This is a genomic window from Pseudomonas sp. 57B-090624, from assembly GCF_003234055.1.
GTDB lineage: Bacteria > Pseudomonadota > Gammaproteobacteria > Pseudomonadales > Pseudomonadaceae > Metapseudomonas > Metapseudomonas tohonis.
The window spans coordinates 96,820-113,196 of record NZ_QKRU01000016.1 but is presented as its reverse complement, the minus strand read 5'-3'; the positions used below and the strand labels follow the sequence as shown (position 1 = coordinate 113,196).

General features: G+C 66.2%; 18 protein-coding genes and 3 tRNA genes. 11 read left to right on the top strand and 10 right to left on the bottom strand.

The window, feature by feature from the left end; all coding sequences use genetic code 11:
• The first annotated feature begins 493 nt into the window (after nt 1-493).
• Nucleotides 494-805 carry a hypothetical protein gene (locus tag DMX10_RS10540; RefSeq protein ID WP_146602997.1) on the top strand — a complete coding sequence of 104 codons (312 nt, stop codon included), beginning with the start codon at nt 494-496 and terminating at the stop codon, nt 803-805.
• 123 nt (nt 806-928) lie between these two features.
• On the opposite strand, the gene DMX10_RS10535 is transcribed toward DMX10_RS10540, so the two are convergent.
• Nucleotides 929-1,005 (bottom strand) — tRNA-Met (locus tag DMX10_RS10535).
• A 219-nt stretch (nt 1,006-1,224) separates the two neighbouring features.
• Between DMX10_RS10535 and DMX10_RS10530 the strand changes: the two genes are divergently transcribed.
• The 8 genes from DMX10_RS10530 to DMX10_RS10495 all read left to right on the top strand — a co-directional run bounded on the left by DMX10_RS10530 (nt 1,225) and on the right by DMX10_RS10495 (nt 6,826).
• Nucleotides 1,225-1,893 carry a metal ABC transporter ATP-binding protein gene (locus DMX10_RS10530; protein WP_111261000.1) on the top strand — a complete coding sequence of 223 codons (669 nt, stop codon included), beginning with the start codon at nt 1,225-1,227 and terminating at the stop codon, nt 1,891-1,893.
• Nucleotides 1,893-2,753, top strand: a complete 861-nt coding sequence (locus tag DMX10_RS10525; protein ID WP_043245644.1) for a metal ABC transporter permease — start codon at nt 1,893-1,895, stop codon at nt 2,751-2,753. Before DMX10_RS10530 ends, DMX10_RS10525 begins: the two co-directional genes overlap by 1 nt.
• Before the next feature lie 17 nt (nt 2,754-2,770).
• A complete protein-coding gene (locus tag DMX10_RS10520) occupies nt 2,771-3,640 on the top strand; it encodes a metal ABC transporter solute-binding protein, Zn/Mn family (protein WP_111261006.1) in 870 nt (289 codons plus the stop codon).
• Nucleotides 3,637-4,068: a phosphoribosyl-AMP cyclohydrolase gene (gene hisI / locus DMX10_RS10515; protein WP_111260999.1), complete on the top strand. Its 432-nt coding sequence runs from the start codon at nt 3,637-3,639 to the stop codon at nt 4,066-4,068. Before DMX10_RS10520 ends, hisI begins: the two co-directional genes overlap by 4 nt.
• A complete protein-coding gene (locus DMX10_RS10510) occupies nt 4,065-4,625 on the top strand; it encodes a carbonate dehydratase (protein WP_111260998.1) in 561 nt (186 codons plus the stop codon). The genes hisI and DMX10_RS10510 overlap by 4 nt, the downstream gene beginning before the upstream one ends.
• 2 nt (nt 4,626-4,627) lie before the next feature.
• Nucleotides 4,628-5,968, top strand: coding sequence for a dihydroorotase (locus DMX10_RS10505; protein WP_111260997.1), 1,341 nt, complete (start codon nt 4,628-4,630; stop codon nt 5,966-5,968).
• Nucleotides 5,969-6,036: 68 nt separating this feature from the next.
• Nucleotides 6,037-6,447: a MerR family transcriptional regulator gene (locus DMX10_RS10500; RefSeq protein ID WP_111260996.1), complete on the top strand. Its 411-nt coding sequence runs from the start codon at nt 6,037-6,039 to the stop codon at nt 6,445-6,447.
• Nucleotides 6,440-6,826: a carboxymuconolactone decarboxylase family protein gene (locus DMX10_RS10495; RefSeq protein WP_111260995.1), complete on the top strand. Its 387-nt coding sequence runs from the start codon at nt 6,440-6,442 to the stop codon at nt 6,824-6,826. Before DMX10_RS10500 ends, DMX10_RS10495 begins: the two co-directional genes overlap by 8 nt.
• 58 nt (nt 6,827-6,884) lie before the next feature.
• Here the strand turns inward: DMX10_RS10495 and ychF are convergent, their stop codons facing one another.
• The 9 genes from ychF to DMX10_RS10450 all read right to left on the bottom strand — a co-directional run bounded on the left by ychF (nt 6,885) and on the right by DMX10_RS10450 (nt 13,838).
• Nucleotides 6,885-7,985, bottom strand: a complete 1,101-nt coding sequence (ychF, locus tag DMX10_RS10490; protein ID WP_111260994.1) for a redox-regulated ATPase YchF — start codon at nt 7,983-7,985, stop codon at nt 6,885-6,887.
• A 40-nt stretch (nt 7,986-8,025) separates the two neighbouring features.
• Nucleotides 8,026-8,610 (bottom strand): aminoacyl-tRNA hydrolase, encoded by a 585-nt coding sequence (gene pth / locus DMX10_RS10485; protein ID WP_111260993.1) that lies wholly within the window; start codon nt 8,608-8,610, stop codon nt 8,026-8,028.
• Between the two features lie 34 nt (nt 8,611-8,644).
• Nucleotides 8,645-9,253: a 50S ribosomal protein L25/general stress protein Ctc gene (locus tag DMX10_RS10480; RefSeq protein ID WP_111260992.1), complete on the bottom strand. Its 609-nt coding sequence runs from the start codon at nt 9,251-9,253 to the stop codon at nt 8,645-8,647.
• Nucleotides 9,254-9,362: 109 nt separating this feature from the next.
• Nucleotides 9,363-10,304: a ribose-phosphate pyrophosphokinase gene (locus DMX10_RS10475; protein WP_021220434.1), complete on the bottom strand. Its 942-nt coding sequence runs from the start codon at nt 10,302-10,304 to the stop codon at nt 9,363-9,365.
• 87 nt (nt 10,305-10,391) lie between these two features.
• Nucleotides 10,392-10,466 (bottom strand) — tRNA-Gln (locus tag DMX10_RS10470).
• 54 nt (nt 10,467-10,520) lie between these two features.
• A tRNA-Gln gene (locus tag DMX10_RS10465) sits at nt 10,521-10,595 on the bottom strand.
• Between the two features lie 35 nt (nt 10,596-10,630).
• Entirely contained in the window at nt 10,631-11,482 is an 852-nt protein-coding gene (gene ispE, locus DMX10_RS10460; protein WP_111260991.1) for a 4-(cytidine 5'-diphospho)-2-C-methyl-D-erythritol kinase, read from the bottom strand.
• Between the two features lie 7 nt (nt 11,483-11,489).
• Entirely contained in the window at nt 11,490-12,107 is a 618-nt protein-coding gene (gene lolB / locus DMX10_RS10455; protein WP_111260990.1) for a lipoprotein insertase outer membrane protein LolB, read from the bottom strand.
• A 3-nt stretch (nt 12,108-12,110) separates the two neighbouring features.
• The gene (locus DMX10_RS10450) at nt 12,111-13,838 is read right to left on the bottom strand and encodes a tetratricopeptide repeat protein (RefSeq protein WP_111260989.1); all 1,728 of its coding nucleotides are present in this window, start codon (nt 13,836-13,838) and stop codon (nt 12,111-12,113) included.
• Nucleotides 13,839-14,023: 185 nt separating this feature from the next.
• Between DMX10_RS10450 and hemA the strand changes: the two genes are divergently transcribed.
• Both hemA and prfA read left to right on the top strand, forming a co-directional pair.
• The gene (gene hemA / locus DMX10_RS10445; protein WP_111260988.1) at nt 14,024-15,298 is read left to right on the top strand and encodes a glutamyl-tRNA reductase; all 1,275 of its coding nucleotides are present in this window, start codon (nt 14,024-14,026) and stop codon (nt 15,296-15,298) included.
• The gene (prfA, locus tag DMX10_RS10440; RefSeq protein WP_111260987.1) at nt 15,295-16,377 is read left to right on the top strand and encodes a peptide chain release factor 1; all 1,083 of its coding nucleotides are present in this window, start codon (nt 15,295-15,297) and stop codon (nt 16,375-16,377) included. Before hemA ends, prfA begins: the two co-directional genes overlap by 4 nt.

Sequence of the window (16,377 nt, the reverse complement as noted above, 5' to 3'; positions counted from 1 at the left end):
CCACACCACTCCCACCCTTACCTACTCCCCGCTCCGTCCCCCGCCAACCTCACATCTGCTTCGGTAACGCCCGGGCTGATCTGCCCCCGGGCCAGGTCGGTCTCACCGTGGATGATGTAGAGCTCGTACTCGGGGTAGATGGCCAGCAGCGCTGCCAGGTCTTCGACCCGGGTTTTCGTTCTGAAGTCAGTCGCCACGGTTTGCCACCGGCGTCGATCACTGATGGTCGTATTTTTCGCCAAGGTTGAAGGGCCTATATGCCTTACAACCTCCCTGAGCCGATCTTCCATATTCAAAAACCATCTATAGGATCGACGAATATTCCGTTGTGTCGAATATTTCGTCATGTATAGCGGGGCTCGGATGACGAATATTACGTCACTCTTGAGCGTGATTGAGTCACAGTTTATGGGCATTTCAGAGGCAGGGATAGGCAATGAGACGGCACCTGGATTCACCCTCCGGAGCGGCTACGACTGGCAAGCGCGGCACCTTGGAATTCGATGCGGACGCGGCTATCGGCTACATCGGCAAGACGGTGCTCGTCGAGCTGGTGTGGGACGACAGCGAGGCGCCGATCTGGTGCTGCAAGCACATCGTCGGCGTGGTCCTGCCCATGGCGGGCGTGTATGAGGAAGCGTTCTTCATGACCATCGATGGTCATTGCCGTGAGCGCTTTCCCAGCGAGGTCTTCCTTTCCACCATCCGTACGATTCGGGCCCTGTGGTCGCGGGATCCAACAGGCGGTGCTGTTGACGGAGGCGCGTGCCATGGCGGGGAGCCAGGGAAGGGCGGCACAGCATGAGGGCCGCTGCGGTGAGATCAATCAGGGGGAGGGCGTGATGCAGGGAGGCGGGCAATGGAGCGTCAAGAAATGAACACCCCAGAAAGCACAAAGGGTTAGCCGAAGCTAACCCTTTGTTTTGTATGGTGGCTACGCAGGGACTTGAACCCCGGACCCCAGCATTATGAATGCTATGCTCTAACCAGCTGAGCTACGTAGCCAACGTGGCGCGCATTATTCTCTCGCTTCCTGCCTCTGTCAACCCCACTTTTCAGAATTTTTCGAAGGGCGATCAACCGCTTAGCGGTGGGTGCCGGTTGGCGTTCGGGTTGGAAAAGGGGAGGGGGCGTGCGCGGGGAAATGGGTTGTGAAGCGCGATTTGTTACTTTATAACATTTGCGTTTTCCTACAGCCCTTTCTCCCACGCCCTGGACCTGACGATGCTTCAGTTCGATGCCTTGCAATGGGGGCCGCCTGCGCGGCCGTTGGCGCCGCCGCTTTCCCTGGCGTTGCCGGCCGGCAGCCTCACGGCGGTGGTGGGGCGCAACGGGTGCGGCAAGAGCAGCCTGCTGCGGGTGATCGCCGGTTTGCAGCGCCCCTTGGCCGGGCGGGTGAGCGTCGAGGCGGCGGGCCTGGGGGCGGTGGGCTTTTTGCAGCAGCAACAGGCACTGGACCGGCAGTTCCCCCTGAGCCTGGGGGAGCTGGCGATGGCGGGGTTGTGGCGCAGCCGCTTGAGCCGGGTGGAGCGGCGCAGGCGCTGCGAAGCGGCCCTGGCGGATTGGCAGCTGGAGGCGCTGGCCGACCAGCCGCTGCTGGCGCTTTCCGGCGGGGAGTTGCAGCGGGCCCTGCTGGCGCGGCTGGAGCTGATGGACGCGCCGCTGCTGTTGCTGGACGAGCCCGACGCGGCGCTGGACGCGGAGGGCCAGGCGATTCTCTGGCAGCGCATCGCCCGCTGGCAGCGGGAGGGGCGCACGCAACTGGTGGTCTGCCATGACCTGGAGGCGGTGCGCGAGCGCTTGCCGCGCTGCCTGCTGATCCGCGCCGACGGCTGCCGTCATGGCGCCAGCCGGGTGCTGCTGCCGGCGCCGACCCGCCAGCAGGTGGCCTGATGCTCGCGGCGCTCTGGCAACCCTTTGCGGAGTTCGCCTTTTTGCAGCGGGCGCTGCTGGGCGGGGTGGCGCTGGCGTGCAGCGCGGGGCCGCTCGGGGTGTTCCTGATGCTGCGGCGTATGAGCCTGATCGGCGATGCCATTTCCCATGGGGTGTTGCCCGGTGCGGCGCTGGCGTTCTGGTTCTTCGGCCTGAGCCTGCCGGCGCTGACCTTCGGCGGCCTGGTGGCGGGGCTGGGGATGGCCGGGCTGGCGGCGTGGATCACCCGCCGCACCGGCCTGCGGGAGGATGCGAGCCTGGCGGCCATCTACCCCATCTCCCTGGCGGGCGGGGTGCTGTTGCTGGGGTTGGCCGGGCGCCGGATCGACCTGCTGCACCTGCTGTTCGGCTCGGCCCTGGCGGTGGACGGCGAGACGCTGCGCAGCATGCTGACGGTGGCCGGCACGAGCCTGGCGCTGTTGGCGCTGATCTACCGCCCGCTGCTGTGGGACAGCTTCGACCCGGTGTTCCTGCGTGGGGTGAGCCGCTTCGGGGCGCCGGCCTATGCGCTGTTCCTGGCGCTGGTGGTGCTCAACCTGGTGACCGGCTTCCACGCCATCGGTGCGCTGATGGTGGTGGGGCTGATGATGCTGCCGGCCGCTGCGGCGCGCTTCTGGAGCCGACGCCTGCCGGTGCTGCTGCTGACGGCGGCGGGCATCGGCGCGAGCTGCGTGTGGCTGGGGCTGTTGCTGTCGTTCCACGCCAACCTGCCCAGCGGCCCCTGCATCGTGTTGCTGGCGGGGCTGGCCTACCTGATTTCGGTGTTCGTCGGGCCGGTCCACGGCTTGCTGCGACGCGCGCCCCTTCCCGTGCCCTGTTGAGGAGCCCCCGCATGTTCATGCGCCTGTGCGTTGTGCTGTTGCTGTGCCTGCCCGTTTCACTGTCCGCTGCGGAGAAGGCGAGGGTGGTGACCACCTTCAGCATCCTGGCGGACATCACCCGCGAGATCGGCGGGGACGACATCCAGCTCACCAACCTGGTGGGGGCGGATGCCGATGCCCACGTCTTCGAGCCCGCTCCGGCCCAGGTGCGTGCCGTGCTGGAGGCGGACCTGGTGATCGCCAACGGGCTGGGCTTCGAGCCCTGGCTGGAGCGCCTGCTGGCCAACGGCGAGGCGCGCGGCACGCGCATCGACGCGAGCAAGGGTGTGGTGCCGATGACGGTGCTGGAGGACGACCAGCGCCTGGTGGACCCCCACGCCTGGCAGAGCCTGGGCAATGCGGAGATCTACGCGCGCAACATCACCCAGGCGCTGGTGCAGCTGGTGCCGGCCCGCGCGGCAGCCTTCGAGGCGCGGCGGGATGCCTGGCTGGGCCGCCTGGGGGCGCTGCGCCAGAGCATCGCCCCGCGCCTGATGGCGTTGCCGCCGGAGCGGCGCCGGGTGCTGACCAGCCACGATGCCTTCGGTTACTTCGCCCAGGAGTGGCGCCTGCAGTTCCTCGCGGCCCAGGGTGTGAGCGATGCGGCCGAGCCTTCCGCCGCCGAGGTGGCGGGGTTGATCCGCCAGCTGCGGGCGGAGGGCGTGCGCGCCATCTTCGTGGAGAACATCCGCGATGCGCGGCTGGTGAAGCAGATCGCCGAGGAGGCCGGCGCGCGGGTGGGCGGCACGTTGTATTCCGATGCGCTGGCGGCCGAGGGCCCGGCCAGCACCTACCTCGGCATGTACCGGCAGAACGTGGAGCGGCTGCTGCAGGCGCTGGCGCCATGAGCGTCTGGCTGCAACTGGAGCGGAGCCCGGCCGGCACCGGGCGGGATCTGGAGGCGGTGATGGCGGCCATTCCCTGGGGTGTCGATGGGCTGATCCCCGCCGTGGCGCAGCAGTACGACAGCGGCGAGGTGCTGATGCTGGCGTGGATGAACCCCGAGTCCCTGCGGGCCACGCTGGAGGAGGGGCGGGCGTGCTACTGGTCGCGCTCGCGCCGCTGCCTGTGGCGCAAGGGCGACACCTCCGGGCATGTGCAGCACCTGGTCAGTGCCCACCTGGATTGCGACGGCGATGCGCTGCTGCTGCAGGTGGACCAGGCCGGCCCGGCCTGCCACACCGGGCGCCGTTCGTGCTTCTACAACCAGCTCTCCGGCGCGGGGTTGCGGGTGGTGAGCTCGATGCCGGCGCCTTCTGCGGGAGGCCGTCCATGATCCGCAAGAACCCTTCCGGCCACTTGCCGGTGATCGCCGAGTCCGCCTATGTGGACAAGACCGCGATCCTCTGCGGCAAGGTGATCGTGCAGGACAACGTGTTCATCGGGCCCTATGCGGTGATCCGCGCGGATGAGGTGGACGCGAGCGGTGACATGCAGCCGATCATCATCGGCGCCAACTCCAACATCCAGGACGGGGTGGTGATCCACTCCAAGTCCGGGGCGGCGGTCACCATCGGCAGTCACACCTCCATCGCCCACCGCTCGATCATCCACGGCCCCTGCCAGGTGGGGGACCGGGTGTTCATCGGCTTCAACAGCGTGCTGTTCAACTGCACCGTGGGCGACGGCTGCGTGGTGCGGCACAACGCGGTGGTGGACGGCTGCGACCTGCCTCCGGGCTTCCACGTGACCTCGACCCAGCGCATCGGGCCGAAGACCGATCTGGACAGCCTGCCCCGGGTGAGCGTCTCCGCCGCCGAATTCTCCGAAGACGTGGCGCGCACCAACATCGATCTGGTGCGCGGCTACAAGGCCCTGCAGAACGAGTTCTAGCCATGCACAACCTGCTGATCCGCAATGCCCGCCTGGTCAATGAAGGCTGCGAATGGGAGGCCGACCTGCTGGTGCACAACGGCCGTATCGAACGCATCGACCGCAGCATCAGCGCCCGCCCGGATATGTGCGTGATCGACGCCAAGGGCCAGTACCTGCTACCGGGGATGATCGATGACCAGGTGCATTTCCGTGACCCCGGCGCGCCCCACAAGGGCACCTTCCTCAGTGAGTCCCGCGCGGCGCTGGCCGGGGGCGTGACCAGCGTGATGGACATGCCCAACACCCAGCCGCCGACCCTGGACCTGGAGGCGCTGGTGGCGAAGGAGCGTCGGGCGGCGGCCTGTTCCTCGGTGAACTACGGCTTTCACTTCGGCGTGAGCCGGGACAACCTCGACACCGTGGCCCGGCTCGACCCGGAGCGGGTGGCGGGGGTGAAGGTGTTCATGGGCGCCTCCACCGGCAACCTGCTGGTGGACGACGAGGCCTCCCTGGAGCGGTTGTTCCGCGACTGCCCGACGCTGCTGCTGGCCCATTGCGAAGACACGCCGCGCATCCGCGAGCGCGAGGCACAATGGGCGGCCGACTACGGCGAGGCCATCCCGCCCGAGGCGCACCCGCTGATCCGCGATGCGGAGGCCTGCTACCGCTCCTCCAGCCGGGCGGTGGCGCTGGCCCGTCGTTTCGGCACCGACCTGCATGTGCTGCACATCACCACCGCGCGGGAGCTGGAGCTGTTCACCCCCGGGCCGCTGCCGGGCAAGCGCATCACCGCCGAGGTGTGCGTGCACCACCTGCTGTTCGATGACCGCGACTACCCGCGCCTGGGCCACCTGATGAAGTGCAACCCGGCGATCAAGGCGCCCTCCGACCGCGATGCCCTGCGCCGGGCGTTGCTGGACGGGCGGCTGGATGTGATCGGCAGCGACCACGCGCCCCATACCCGGGAGGAGAAGGCCCGGCCCTACGCCCAGGCGCCCGCCGGCTTGCCGCTGGTGCAGCACAGCCTGCCGGCGCTGCTGGAGCTGGTGGCTGACGGGCTGCTGCCGCTGACGCTGCTGGTGCACAAGACCAGCCACGCGGTCGCGGAGCGTTTCTCCATTGAGCAGCGCGGTTACCTGCGCGAGGGTTACTGGGCGGACCTGGTGCTGGTGGAGCGCCTGGCCGAGCCACGGCCGGTGGAGGCGGACCCGATCCACGCGCAATGCGGCTGGACGCCGTTCCAGGGCCGGGCCTTCCGCCACGCGGTGCGCACCACGCTGGTGTCCGGCCAACTGGGCTGGCACCAGGGCCATTTCGGCGAAGATTGCCAGGGCCTGCCCCTGCGTTTTCGAAGGCGTTAAGAGCAGCGCTTGACGTGGCACCGGCAAAGGGTTGACTTAGAGCGTGCTCGAACTTCTAGGATCGCCCCATGGAACCTCATCTCAGCATCGACGAAGTCGCCCGGCGCACCGGGCTCACCGCTCACACCCTGCGTTATTACGAGCGCATCGGGCTCATCGCCCCGGTGGGCCGGGCGCCGGGTGGGCAGCGGCGTTACGCGGCTTCGGACATGGCCTGGATCGAGTTCCTGCTGCGCTTGCGCACGACCCGCATGCCCATCGGCAAGATGCAGGCGTTCGCAGCGCTGAGGAGCGCCGGGGACCCAACGGTGCCGGCGCGTCGCCAGATGCTGGAGGGCCACCTTGCGGAGGTCCTGGCCGAGATCGAGGCGATGCACCAGGCCGCCGATGCGCTGCACGAGAAGATCGAGCATTACCGCGCGTGCGAGCAGGCCCTGGCGCTGGAGCCATCAACCGAGAAGGGCAACGCAGATGAATGACGAGAGCCGCTACCAGCGTGGGCTGGCGAAACTGAAGGAGATCGACGGCGAGGCCGGTGAGCGGGTGGTGGAGAGCCTGGCGGGCATCGCCCCGGACTTTGCGCGCTACCTGGTGGAGTTCCCCTTCGGCGACATCTATTCCCGCCCGGGGCTGGACCTGAAGAGCCGGGAGATCGCCGTGGTGGCGGCACTGACTGCCCTGGGCAACGCCGCCCCTCAACTGAAGGTCCACGTGCACGGCGCGCTGAACGTCGGCGCCAGCCGCACGGAGATCATCGAGACCATCATGCAGATGGCCGTCTACGCGGGCTTTCCGGCCGCGCTGAATGGCCTGGCGGTGGCGCGGGAGGTGTTCGAGCAGCGGGGGGATGCGGCCTGAAGCACGAAGCCCCCGGCGGCGCAGGTCCGCTGGGGGCTTCGGGTGAAGCGGGGAGGGCTTAGACGTTGAAGCGGAAGTGCATCACGTCGCCGTCCTTGACGATGTATTCCTTGCCTTCCAGGCGCCATTTGCCGGCTTCCTTGGCGCCGGCTTCACCCTTGAACTGGATGAAGTCGTCATAGGCGACCACTTCGGCGCGGATGAAGCCTTTTTCGAAGTCGGTGTGGATCACGGCGGCGGCCTGCGGGGCGGTAGCGCCGATGCGCACGGTCCAGGCGCGCACTTCCTTCACGCCGGCGGTGAAGTAGGTCTGCAGGTTGAGCAGGTCGTAACCGGCGCGGATCACGCGGTTGAGACCCGGCTCTTCGAGGCCGAGGGCTTCGAGGAACATGTCCTTCTCTTCGCCGTCGTCCAGCTCGGCGATCTCGGCTTCGATCTTGTTGCAGACCGGTACCACGATGGCGCCTTCTTCTTCGGCGATGGCGCGGACCACGTCGAGGTGCGGGTTGTTCTCGAAGCCGTCCTCGGCGACGTTGGCGATGTACATCACCGGCTTGCTGGTGAGCAGGTGGAAGCCGCGGACGAGGCGCTTCTCGTCGTCACCCAGGTTCTTCAGCAGGGAGCGCGCGGGCTTGCCTTCGCTGAAGTGGGGGATGAGTTTTTCCAGCAGGGCTTTCTGCGCCAGGGCGTCCTTGTCGCCGCCCTTGGCGTTGCGCGCGACCTTCTGCAGTTGTTTTTCGCAGCTGTCGAGGTCGGCGAAGATCAGTTCGAGGTCGATGATCTCGATGTCGCGCTTGGGGTCGACGCTGTTGGAGACGTGGATGACGTTCTCGTCTTCGAAGCAGCGCACGACATGGGCAATGGCGTCGGTCTCGCGGATGTTGGCGAGGAACTTGTTGCCCAGGCCTTCACCCTTGGAGGCACCGGCCACCAGGCCGGCGATGTCGACGAATTCCATGGTGGTGGGGATCACGCGCTCGGGCTTGACGATCTCGGCCAGGGCGTTGAGGCGCAGGTCGGGCATCGGCACGATGCCGCTGTTCGGCTCGATGGTGCAGAAGGGGAAGTTTTCCGCCGCGATGCCGGATTTGGTCAGGGCGTTGAACAGGGTGGACTTGCCGACGTTGGGCAGGCCGACGATGCCGCAGTTGAATCCCATGCTATGTCCCTCGGGCCGATTGGCGATGAAAGAGGTGTGATCAGGCCTTCTGGCTGTGCAGCTTCTGCATCGCGCGGGTCCAGTCACCTGCGAGCATTTCCGGCAGCACGCCGAGGGCGAAGTCGATGCTGGAGTCGAGCTTTTCCTGTTCGCTGCGCGGGGCGCGGCCGAGGACGAAGCCGGAGACCAGGCTGCTGTGCCCCGGGTGGCCGATGCCGAGCCGGAGGCGGTGGAAACCGTTCTGATTGCCGAGCTGGGCGATGATGTCGCGCAGCCCGTTGTGCCCGCCGTGCCCGCCACCTTGTTTGAGCTTGGCGACGCCGGGAGGCATGTCGAGTTCGTCGTGGGCCACCAGGATCGCGTCGACCGGGATGCGGAAGAAACCGGCGAGCGCCGCCACGGACTGGCCGCTGCGGTTCATGTAGGTGGTGGGGATGAGCAGGCGAACGTCGCGACCCTGGTGGCTGAACTTGCCAACGAGGCCGAAATACTTCTTGTCGAGAGACAGGTTGACGCGCTGGCTGTCTGCCACGCGCTCAACGAAAAGGGCCCCTGCGTTATGCCGGGTCTGGTCGTATTCAGGGCCTGGATTACCCAGGCCGACGATCAGTTGTACGGCAGTCACGACAGGGGCCCTTCCTCAGGCTGGCGAGTAGTGATTACTCGGCTGCGCCTTCTTCTTCGTCTTTCACAACGCGGGAGGCGTGGATGTTGGCCACAGCCAGGTCGTTGCCGTGCGCCAGTGCGACCAGCTCAACGCCTTTCGGCAGCTTGAGGTCGGACAGGTGAACGATCTGGCCCAGTTCGACTTTGGCCAGGTCGACTTCGATGAACTCCGGCAGGTCTTTCGGCAGGCAGGAGACTTCGACTTCGGAGATGGTGTGGGAAATCTCGCCACCACCGGTCTTCACGCCAACGGCGGTCGATTCGTTCAGGAAGTGCAGGGGCACGTGGGCGGTCAGTTTCTGGCCGGCGACGACGCGCTGGAAGTCAGCGTGCAGTACGAAGCCTTTGGCCGGGTGACGCTGCAGGGCCTTGATCAGAACGGTTTCGGTCTTGCCGGAAAGGTTCAGGGACAGGACGTGGCTGAAGGCAGCTTCGTTTTCCAGCAGCTTGGCCAGGTCTTTGGCCAGCAGGCTTACGGATTCCGGGGCTTTCTCGCCACCGTAGATCACGGCGGGAACCAGGTTGGCATTACGACGCAGGCGGCGGCTCGCACCTTTCCCCAGGTCGGAACGCGCCTCGGCATTCAGGGCAAAATCAGTCATTACACTTCTCCAAAATAGCCAAACCGCCCCGAGTGCTTGCGACCAGCATCTTGGGCGGTTAGGCAAAAAAGCCCCGCCGGAGCGGGGCGTTTTCGTCAGGGATGTCCGCTTAGCGGAACATCGCGCTGATCGATTCCTCATTGCTGATGCGGCGGACCGCTTCAGCCACGACCGGTGCGATATCCAGTTGGCGGATACGCGAGCAGGCCTGTGCCGCGGCGGACAGGGGGATGGTGTTGGTCACCACCAGCTCGTCCAGCACGGAGTTTTCAATGTTCTCGATGGCACGGCCGGACAGCACCGGGTGGGTGCAGTAGGCGTAGACCTTGGCGGCACCGTGGTCCTTCAGGGCCTTGGCGGCGTGGCCGAGGGTGCCGGCGGTATCGACCATGTCGTCGACCAGGACGCAGGTACGGCCATCCACATCACCGATGATGTGCATGACTTCGGACTGGTTGGCCTTGGGACGACGCTTGTCGATGATCGCCAGGTCGACACCCAGGGACTTGGCAACGGCGCGAGCACGCACCACGCCACCGATGTCCGGGGAGACGATCATGAGGTTGTCGAAGCGTTGGTCTTCGATGTCGTCCACCAGAACGGGGGAGCCGTAGATGTTATCTACCGGAATATCGAAGAAGCCCTGGATCTGGTCGGCGTGCAGGTCGACGGTCAGCACGCGGTCGACACCGACCACGGTGAGCATGTCGGCCACTACTTTCGCGCTGATCGCCACGCGAGCGGAGCGCGGGCGGCGGTCCTGGCGGGCATAGCCGAAGTAGGGGATCACTGCAGTGATACGGGACGCCGAGGAGCGGCGGAAGGCGTCAGCCATCACCACCAGTTCCATCAGGTTGTCGTTGGTGGGCGCGCACGTGGGCTGAATCAGGAAGACGTCCTTACCGCGAACGTTTTCGTTGATTTCAGCGCTGATCTCGCCGTCGGAGAACTTGCCTACGGAGGCATCACCGAGGGGGATGTGCAGTTGACGTACGACGCGACGCGCCAGATCGGGGTTGGCGTTCCCCGTGAAGACCATCATCTTGGACACGCGCAGTACCTGCCGGCTGAGGGTGGACCTGATGAATAAAAAGCTGTTCAAAATGCACGGGTGCTTTTTGAACAGCTTTCTCGTGTATGGCAGGGGCGGCTGGATTCGAACCAACGCATGGCAGGATCAAAACCTGCTGCCTTACCGCTTGGCGACGCCCCTATCTGTTTCAACTCTCTTTGCAAGACCTTGTCGTACCGAACCCTTGGAGGGTTATGGCAGGGGCGGCTGGATTCGAACCAACGCATGGCAGGATCAAAACCTGCTGCCTTACCGCTTGGCGACGCCCCTGTGTCGGTATAACCGGAGGACTTGCAACACTTCTTTCAAGCCAGGATTCCGAGCTTGCGGTGCAACATCGAGACGTTGCTTCCTCGCGCGACGAAATTCGGCAGAGTGGCTGGAAGTTGGCGGGCGACTTTATCAGCATCGTCCTTGTTTGGGAAGCTCCCAAACACACAAGCTCCAGTGCCGGTCAGTCTAGCTGCTGTGAAATTATTCAACAGGATCAGCGCGTTACGAACTTCCGGGTAACGCTTCTCGACCACCGGCTGACAGTCATTACGACCGCCCCCCTCAAGAAGGCTGCGAAGATTAATGGGCGGCGTATTCCGTGTCAACTCGGGATCGGTGAAAACTTCTGCTGTGCTGACAAAGACTTGCGGTACGGCGACGAGGAACCAGGGTTCGGGCAGGGTGACCGGCTGCAGGCGCTCGCCGACGCCCTCGGCGAAGGCGGCGCGGCCGCGTACGAATACCGGTACATCGGCGCCCAGGGCCAGGCCCAGTTCGGCGAGGCGATCCTCACCCAGGTGGGTCTGCCAGAGGTGGTCGAGGCCGAGCAGGGTGGTGGCGGCATCCGAGCTGCCGCCGCCGATGCCGCCGCCCATGGGCAGGCGTTTGTCGAGCCATATGTCGGCGCCCAGGCGAGTGCCGGATTCCTGCTGCAGGCGCCTGGCGGCGCGGACGATCAGGTTGCTCTCATGGGGCACGCCGGGCACGTCTGTGCGCAGGTGGATCTCCCCATCCTGGCGCAAGGCGAAGCCGAGTTCGTCGCCATGTTCGAGGAACTGGAACAGGGTCTGCAGCTCGTGATAGCCATCGGCGCGGCGGCCGAGGATATGCAGCATGAGGTTGAGCTTGGCCGGAGCCGGGAGGATCAGCTGTGCGTCCTGCATGGCGTGCCTACTGGCCGAGCTGGCGCGGTTGCCAGTCCTTGATCACCAGGGTGACGTCGAGATCGGCGCCCTTGAGCTTGATGCGCTCGGGCAGGGTGAAGCCGTTCTGCTCCACGTAGCTGAGGTACTGCACCTGCCAGCCGTCCTGCTCCAGGCTCGCCAGGTGGCTCTTGCCGTCCAGGGTCAGCCGGCTGCGGCTATCCGGGGCAGGCAGGCCGCGCACCCACCATTGCAGGTGGGACACCGGCAGGCGCCAACCCAGCTGTTCTTCCAGCAGGGCTTCGGGAGATTCGGCTTCGTAGCGGCCCTGGTTGGCCACTTCGAGGGTGATGGCGCCCGGGTGCCCGGTGAGGCGGGCGGCGCCACGACCCAGCGGGCCGGAAAGGCGGATGTCGTAGTAGTCGCGGCGCTGCAGCCAGAACAGCGTGCCGCTGCCGGAGTCCTTCGGTGCGCGGATGCCGACCTTGCCGGCGATCTGCCAGCCGTCGAGGGCAGCGACCTGTTCCTTGTGGGCTTTCCACTGGGCCGGGTCGCCCTGGCCGTCAACGGTCTCGTGGGAGGTGAGGCCGGCGCAGCCCGTGAGCAGGAGCAGCGCGCCGGCGGCTAGCAGTGAACGTAGACGCATGGATCAGAGGGTCTCGGAGCCGGTCAGGCGCTGCAGGGTGCCGCGCAGGATCGGGCTGTCGGGTTGGGTCTTTAGGGCTTCGGTCCAGACTTCGCGTGCTTCGCTCTGCTTGCCGCGGGTCCAGAGCACTTCGCCCAGGTGGGCGGCCACTTCGTGATCGGGGAATTCCTTCAGGGCCTGGCGCAGCAGGCGCTCGGCCTCGTCCATGTTGCCCAGGCGGAAGTTGATCCAGCCGAGGCTGTCGAGGATGGCGGGGTCGTCCGGCTTGAGCTGGTGTGCCTTTTCGACCAGTTGGCGGGCTTCCTCGTAGCGCGTGGTGCGATCAGCAAGGGTGTAGCCGAGGGCGTTGAGCGCCATGGCATTTTCCGGTTCACGCTCGAGGATGAAGCGCAGGTCGCGCTCCAGTTGCGCCAGGTCGCCGCGCTTCTCCGCGAGCATCGCGCGCGTATAGAGGAGGTTGAGGTCGTCGGGGAACTGCTGCAGGCCCTGGTGGATGACTTTCCAGGAGCGATCCGGCTGCTGGCGCTCTGCGAAGCTCTCGGCCTCGATCAGGTACAGCTGGATGGCGTAATCGGGCTGGGCCTCGCGAGCCTTGTCCAGGTGCGCGGCGGCCTCGTCGGGGCGGTTGGCGTCCAGCAGGATCTCGGTCTGGCGCAGCTGGGCCGGCAGGTAGTCGTTGCCGGCACCGACCAGTGCGTACTCGATCAGCGCACTTTCCTTGTCGCCACGCTTCTCGTAGACCTGGCCGAGGTTGAAGTGGGCGGAATCCACATGGCTGCCCCGGTCGACCAGTTCTTCGAGGTAGACCTGGGCTTCGTCCCAGGCCTCGCCCTCCATGCACACCAGCGCCAGGGAGAAGCGCAGGTCGTCGTCATCGGGGAACTGTTGCACCAGGCCGGCGAACTCGGACTTGGCCTCGTCCAGGCGGTTCTCTTCCACCAGCAGGCGGGCATAGGTCAGGCGCAGGCGCTTGTCGTCCGGGTGCTGCTTGATGCCCCTTTGCAGCAGGGGCAGGGCTTCGTCGGTGCGATCGAGGCTCTGCAGCAGGCGCGCGCGCAGCAGGATCGGCGGGATCTGCTGGTCGTCGGAGGGGATGTCCTCCAGCAGCGAGAGGGCTTCTTCGGTGCGGCCGTCCTGTTGCAGCAGCACGGCCTTGCCGAACACCAGCTGGCTGTTGTCCGGGTACTTGGCGAGCAGGCGGTCGAAACTCTGTAGCAGGCCGGCGCGGGTGTCCGGGTCGGTCTCGGCGGCGGAGAGGGCGAGGAAGTCGAAATGGGTGTCGCCCTGGCCCTGCAGCACCTTCTCCATATAGGTCATGGATTCGTCGTAGCGGCCGCCTCGGGCCAGCTGTACGGCGGCGGCGCGCTGGGCGTCGAGGTTGTCCGGGGCGTTTTTCGCCCAGATCAGCGCGGTGTCCAGCGCGGCCTGGTCGGCGCCCAGGTACTCGGCGATGCGGAAGGCACGTTCGGCAACGCCGGCGTCCTGGGTCGCATTGGCCTGCTGGACATAGTTGCCAAGGGCGATATCGAAGCGATTGCGCTGCCCGGCCACTTCGGCCGAGAGCAGGGCGAACAGGGTGTCGCGGCTGAAGGAGCCATAGACTTCCGGCTTGGATTCGGGCGCCTGGCTGGTGTCTTCCACCGGCGGGGTACCGTCCGGGGAGGAAGGGGCCAGGGTCTGGCAACCGCCGACGAGCAGGAGGGCGGTCAGCAACGCGAAGGATTTATTCATAGGGGAAAAGGCGACTAACCTGCGGTCGGAGCATCATGACACAAGCGGCTGGGCAAGCCCATGGGGCAAGGGCCGATACATTGTCGGGCGGGTTCATGGTGATTGTGACAATAGCGAGCGGTGGTTGTTCTCAATCTGTCGAAGGAGGACAATTGCGCGCCTCCTGATTTCGTTAGCGACCCTGCATGGCCTTTCTTGCCCTCGGTATCAACCACAAAACCGCGTCCGTGGATGTGCGTGAGCGCGTGGCTTTTACCCCCGAGCAACTGGTCGAGGCCCTGCAACAGCTGTGTCGCCTCACGCCCAGTCGCGAGGCGGCGATCCTCTCCACCTGCAACCGCAGCGAGCTGTACCTGGAGCAGGATCAGGTTTCCGCCGACGAGGTCCTCGCCTGGCTCGCCGGCTACCACAACCTCAGCCTCGAAGAACTGCGCGCCTGCGCCTACGTGCACCAGGACGACTCTGCCGTGCGCCACATGATGCGCGTCGCCTCGGGGCTCGATTCCATGGTCCTCGGCGAGCCGCAGATCCTCGGCCAGATGAAATCCGCCTACGCCGTGGCGCGTGAGGCCGGCACCGTCGGCCCGCTGCTGGGGCGCCTGTTCCAGGCCACCTTCAGCACCGCCAAGACCGTGCGCACCGATACCGCGATCGGCGAGAACCCGGTCTCCGTGGCGTTCGCCGCGGTCAGCCTGGCCAAGCAGATCTTCACCGACATGCACCGCAGCCAGGCGCTGCTGATCGGCGCCGGCGAGACCATCACCCTGGTCGCCCGCCACCTGCATGAGCAGGGCGTGAAGCGCATCGTCGTCGCCAACCGCACCCTGGAGCGCGCCAGCATGCTCGCCGAGCAGTTCGGTGCCCACGCGGTGTTGCTGGCCGATATCCCGGACGAGCTGGTCAACAGCGACATCGTCATCAGCTCCACCGCCAGCCAGCTGCCGATCCTCGGCAAGGGGGCGGTCGAGCGCGCGCTGAAGCAGCGCAAGCACAAGCCGATCTTCATGGTCGACATCGCCGTCCCCCGCGACATCGAGCCCGAGGTCGGCGAGCTGGACGACGTCTACCTCTATACCGTCGATGACCTCCACGAAGTGGTCGCCGAGAACCTCAAGAGCCGCCAGGGTGCCGCCCAGGCCGCCGAGGAGCTGGTCGGCAGCGGTGTGCAGGAGTTCATGCAGCGCCTGCGCGAGCTGGCCGCCGTGGACGTGCTGCGCGCCTACCGCCAGCAGGCCGAGCGGACCCGCGACGAGGAACTGGCCAAGGCGCAGCGCATGCTGGCCAACGGCAGCTCCGCCGAGGATGTCATGGCCCAGCTCGCCCGTGGCCTCACCAACAAGCTGCTGCACGCGCCCAGCGTGCAGCTGAAAAAACTCTCCGCCGACGGCCGCTTCGACGCGCTCGCCGTGGCCCAGGAACTCTTCGCCCTCGACGAGGGCACGGACAAGCAAGCCCAATGAAAGCGTCATTGCTCAACAAGCTCGACATCCTCCAGGACCGTTTCGAGGAACTCACGGCCCTGCTCGGCGATGGCGAAGTCATCAGCGACCAGACCAGGTTCCGCGCCTATTCCAAGGAATACGCCGAGGTCGAGCCGGTCATCCTCGCCTTCCGCGAGTTCCGCAAGGTGCAGTCCGACCTCGAGGGCGCCCAGGCGCTGCTCAAGGACAGCGACCCGGACCTGCGCGAGATGGCCGAGGAAGAGGTCGCCCAGGCCCGCGAGCAACTGGTCGAGCTGGAGGCCCGCCTGCAGCGCATGCTGCTGCCCAAGGACCCCAACGACGGCCGCAACGTGTTCCTCGAGATCCGCGCCGGCACCGGCGGCGACGAGGCGGCGATCTTCTCCGGCGACCTGTTCCGCATGTACTCGCGCTACGCCGAGCGCCAGGGCTGGCGGGTCGAGATCCTCTCCGAGAACGAGGGCGAGCACGGCGGCTATAAAGAGGTGATCGCCCGCGTCGAGGGTGACAACGTCTACGCCAAGCTCAAGTTCGAGTCCGGCGCGCACCGCGTGCAGCGGGTCCCGGAAACCGAATCCCAGGGCCGCATCCACACCTCCGCCTGCACCGTCGCCGTGCTCCCCGAGCCGGACGAACAGGCCGCCATCGAGATCAACCCGGCGGACCTGCGCATCGACACCTACCGCTCCTCCGGTGCCGGCGGCCAGCACGTGAACAAGACCGACTCCGCCGTGCGCATCACCCACATCCCCAGCGGGATCGTGGTCGAGTGCCAGGAAGAGCGCTCCCAGCACAAGAACCGCGCCAAGGCCATGGCCTGGCTCGCGGCCAAGCTGAACGACCAGCAGGAAGCCGCCGCGCACAAGGAAATCTCCGAGACCCGCAAGCTGCTGGTGGGCTCCGGGGATCGTTCCGAGCGCATCCGCACCTACAACTATCCGCAGGGCCGGGTCACCGATCACCGCATCAACCTGACCCTCTACGCGCTGGACGACGTGCTCGCCGGCAGTGTCGAGTCGGTCATCGAGCCGCTGCTCGCCGAATACCAGGCCGACCAGTTGGCCGCCCTGGGGGACTGA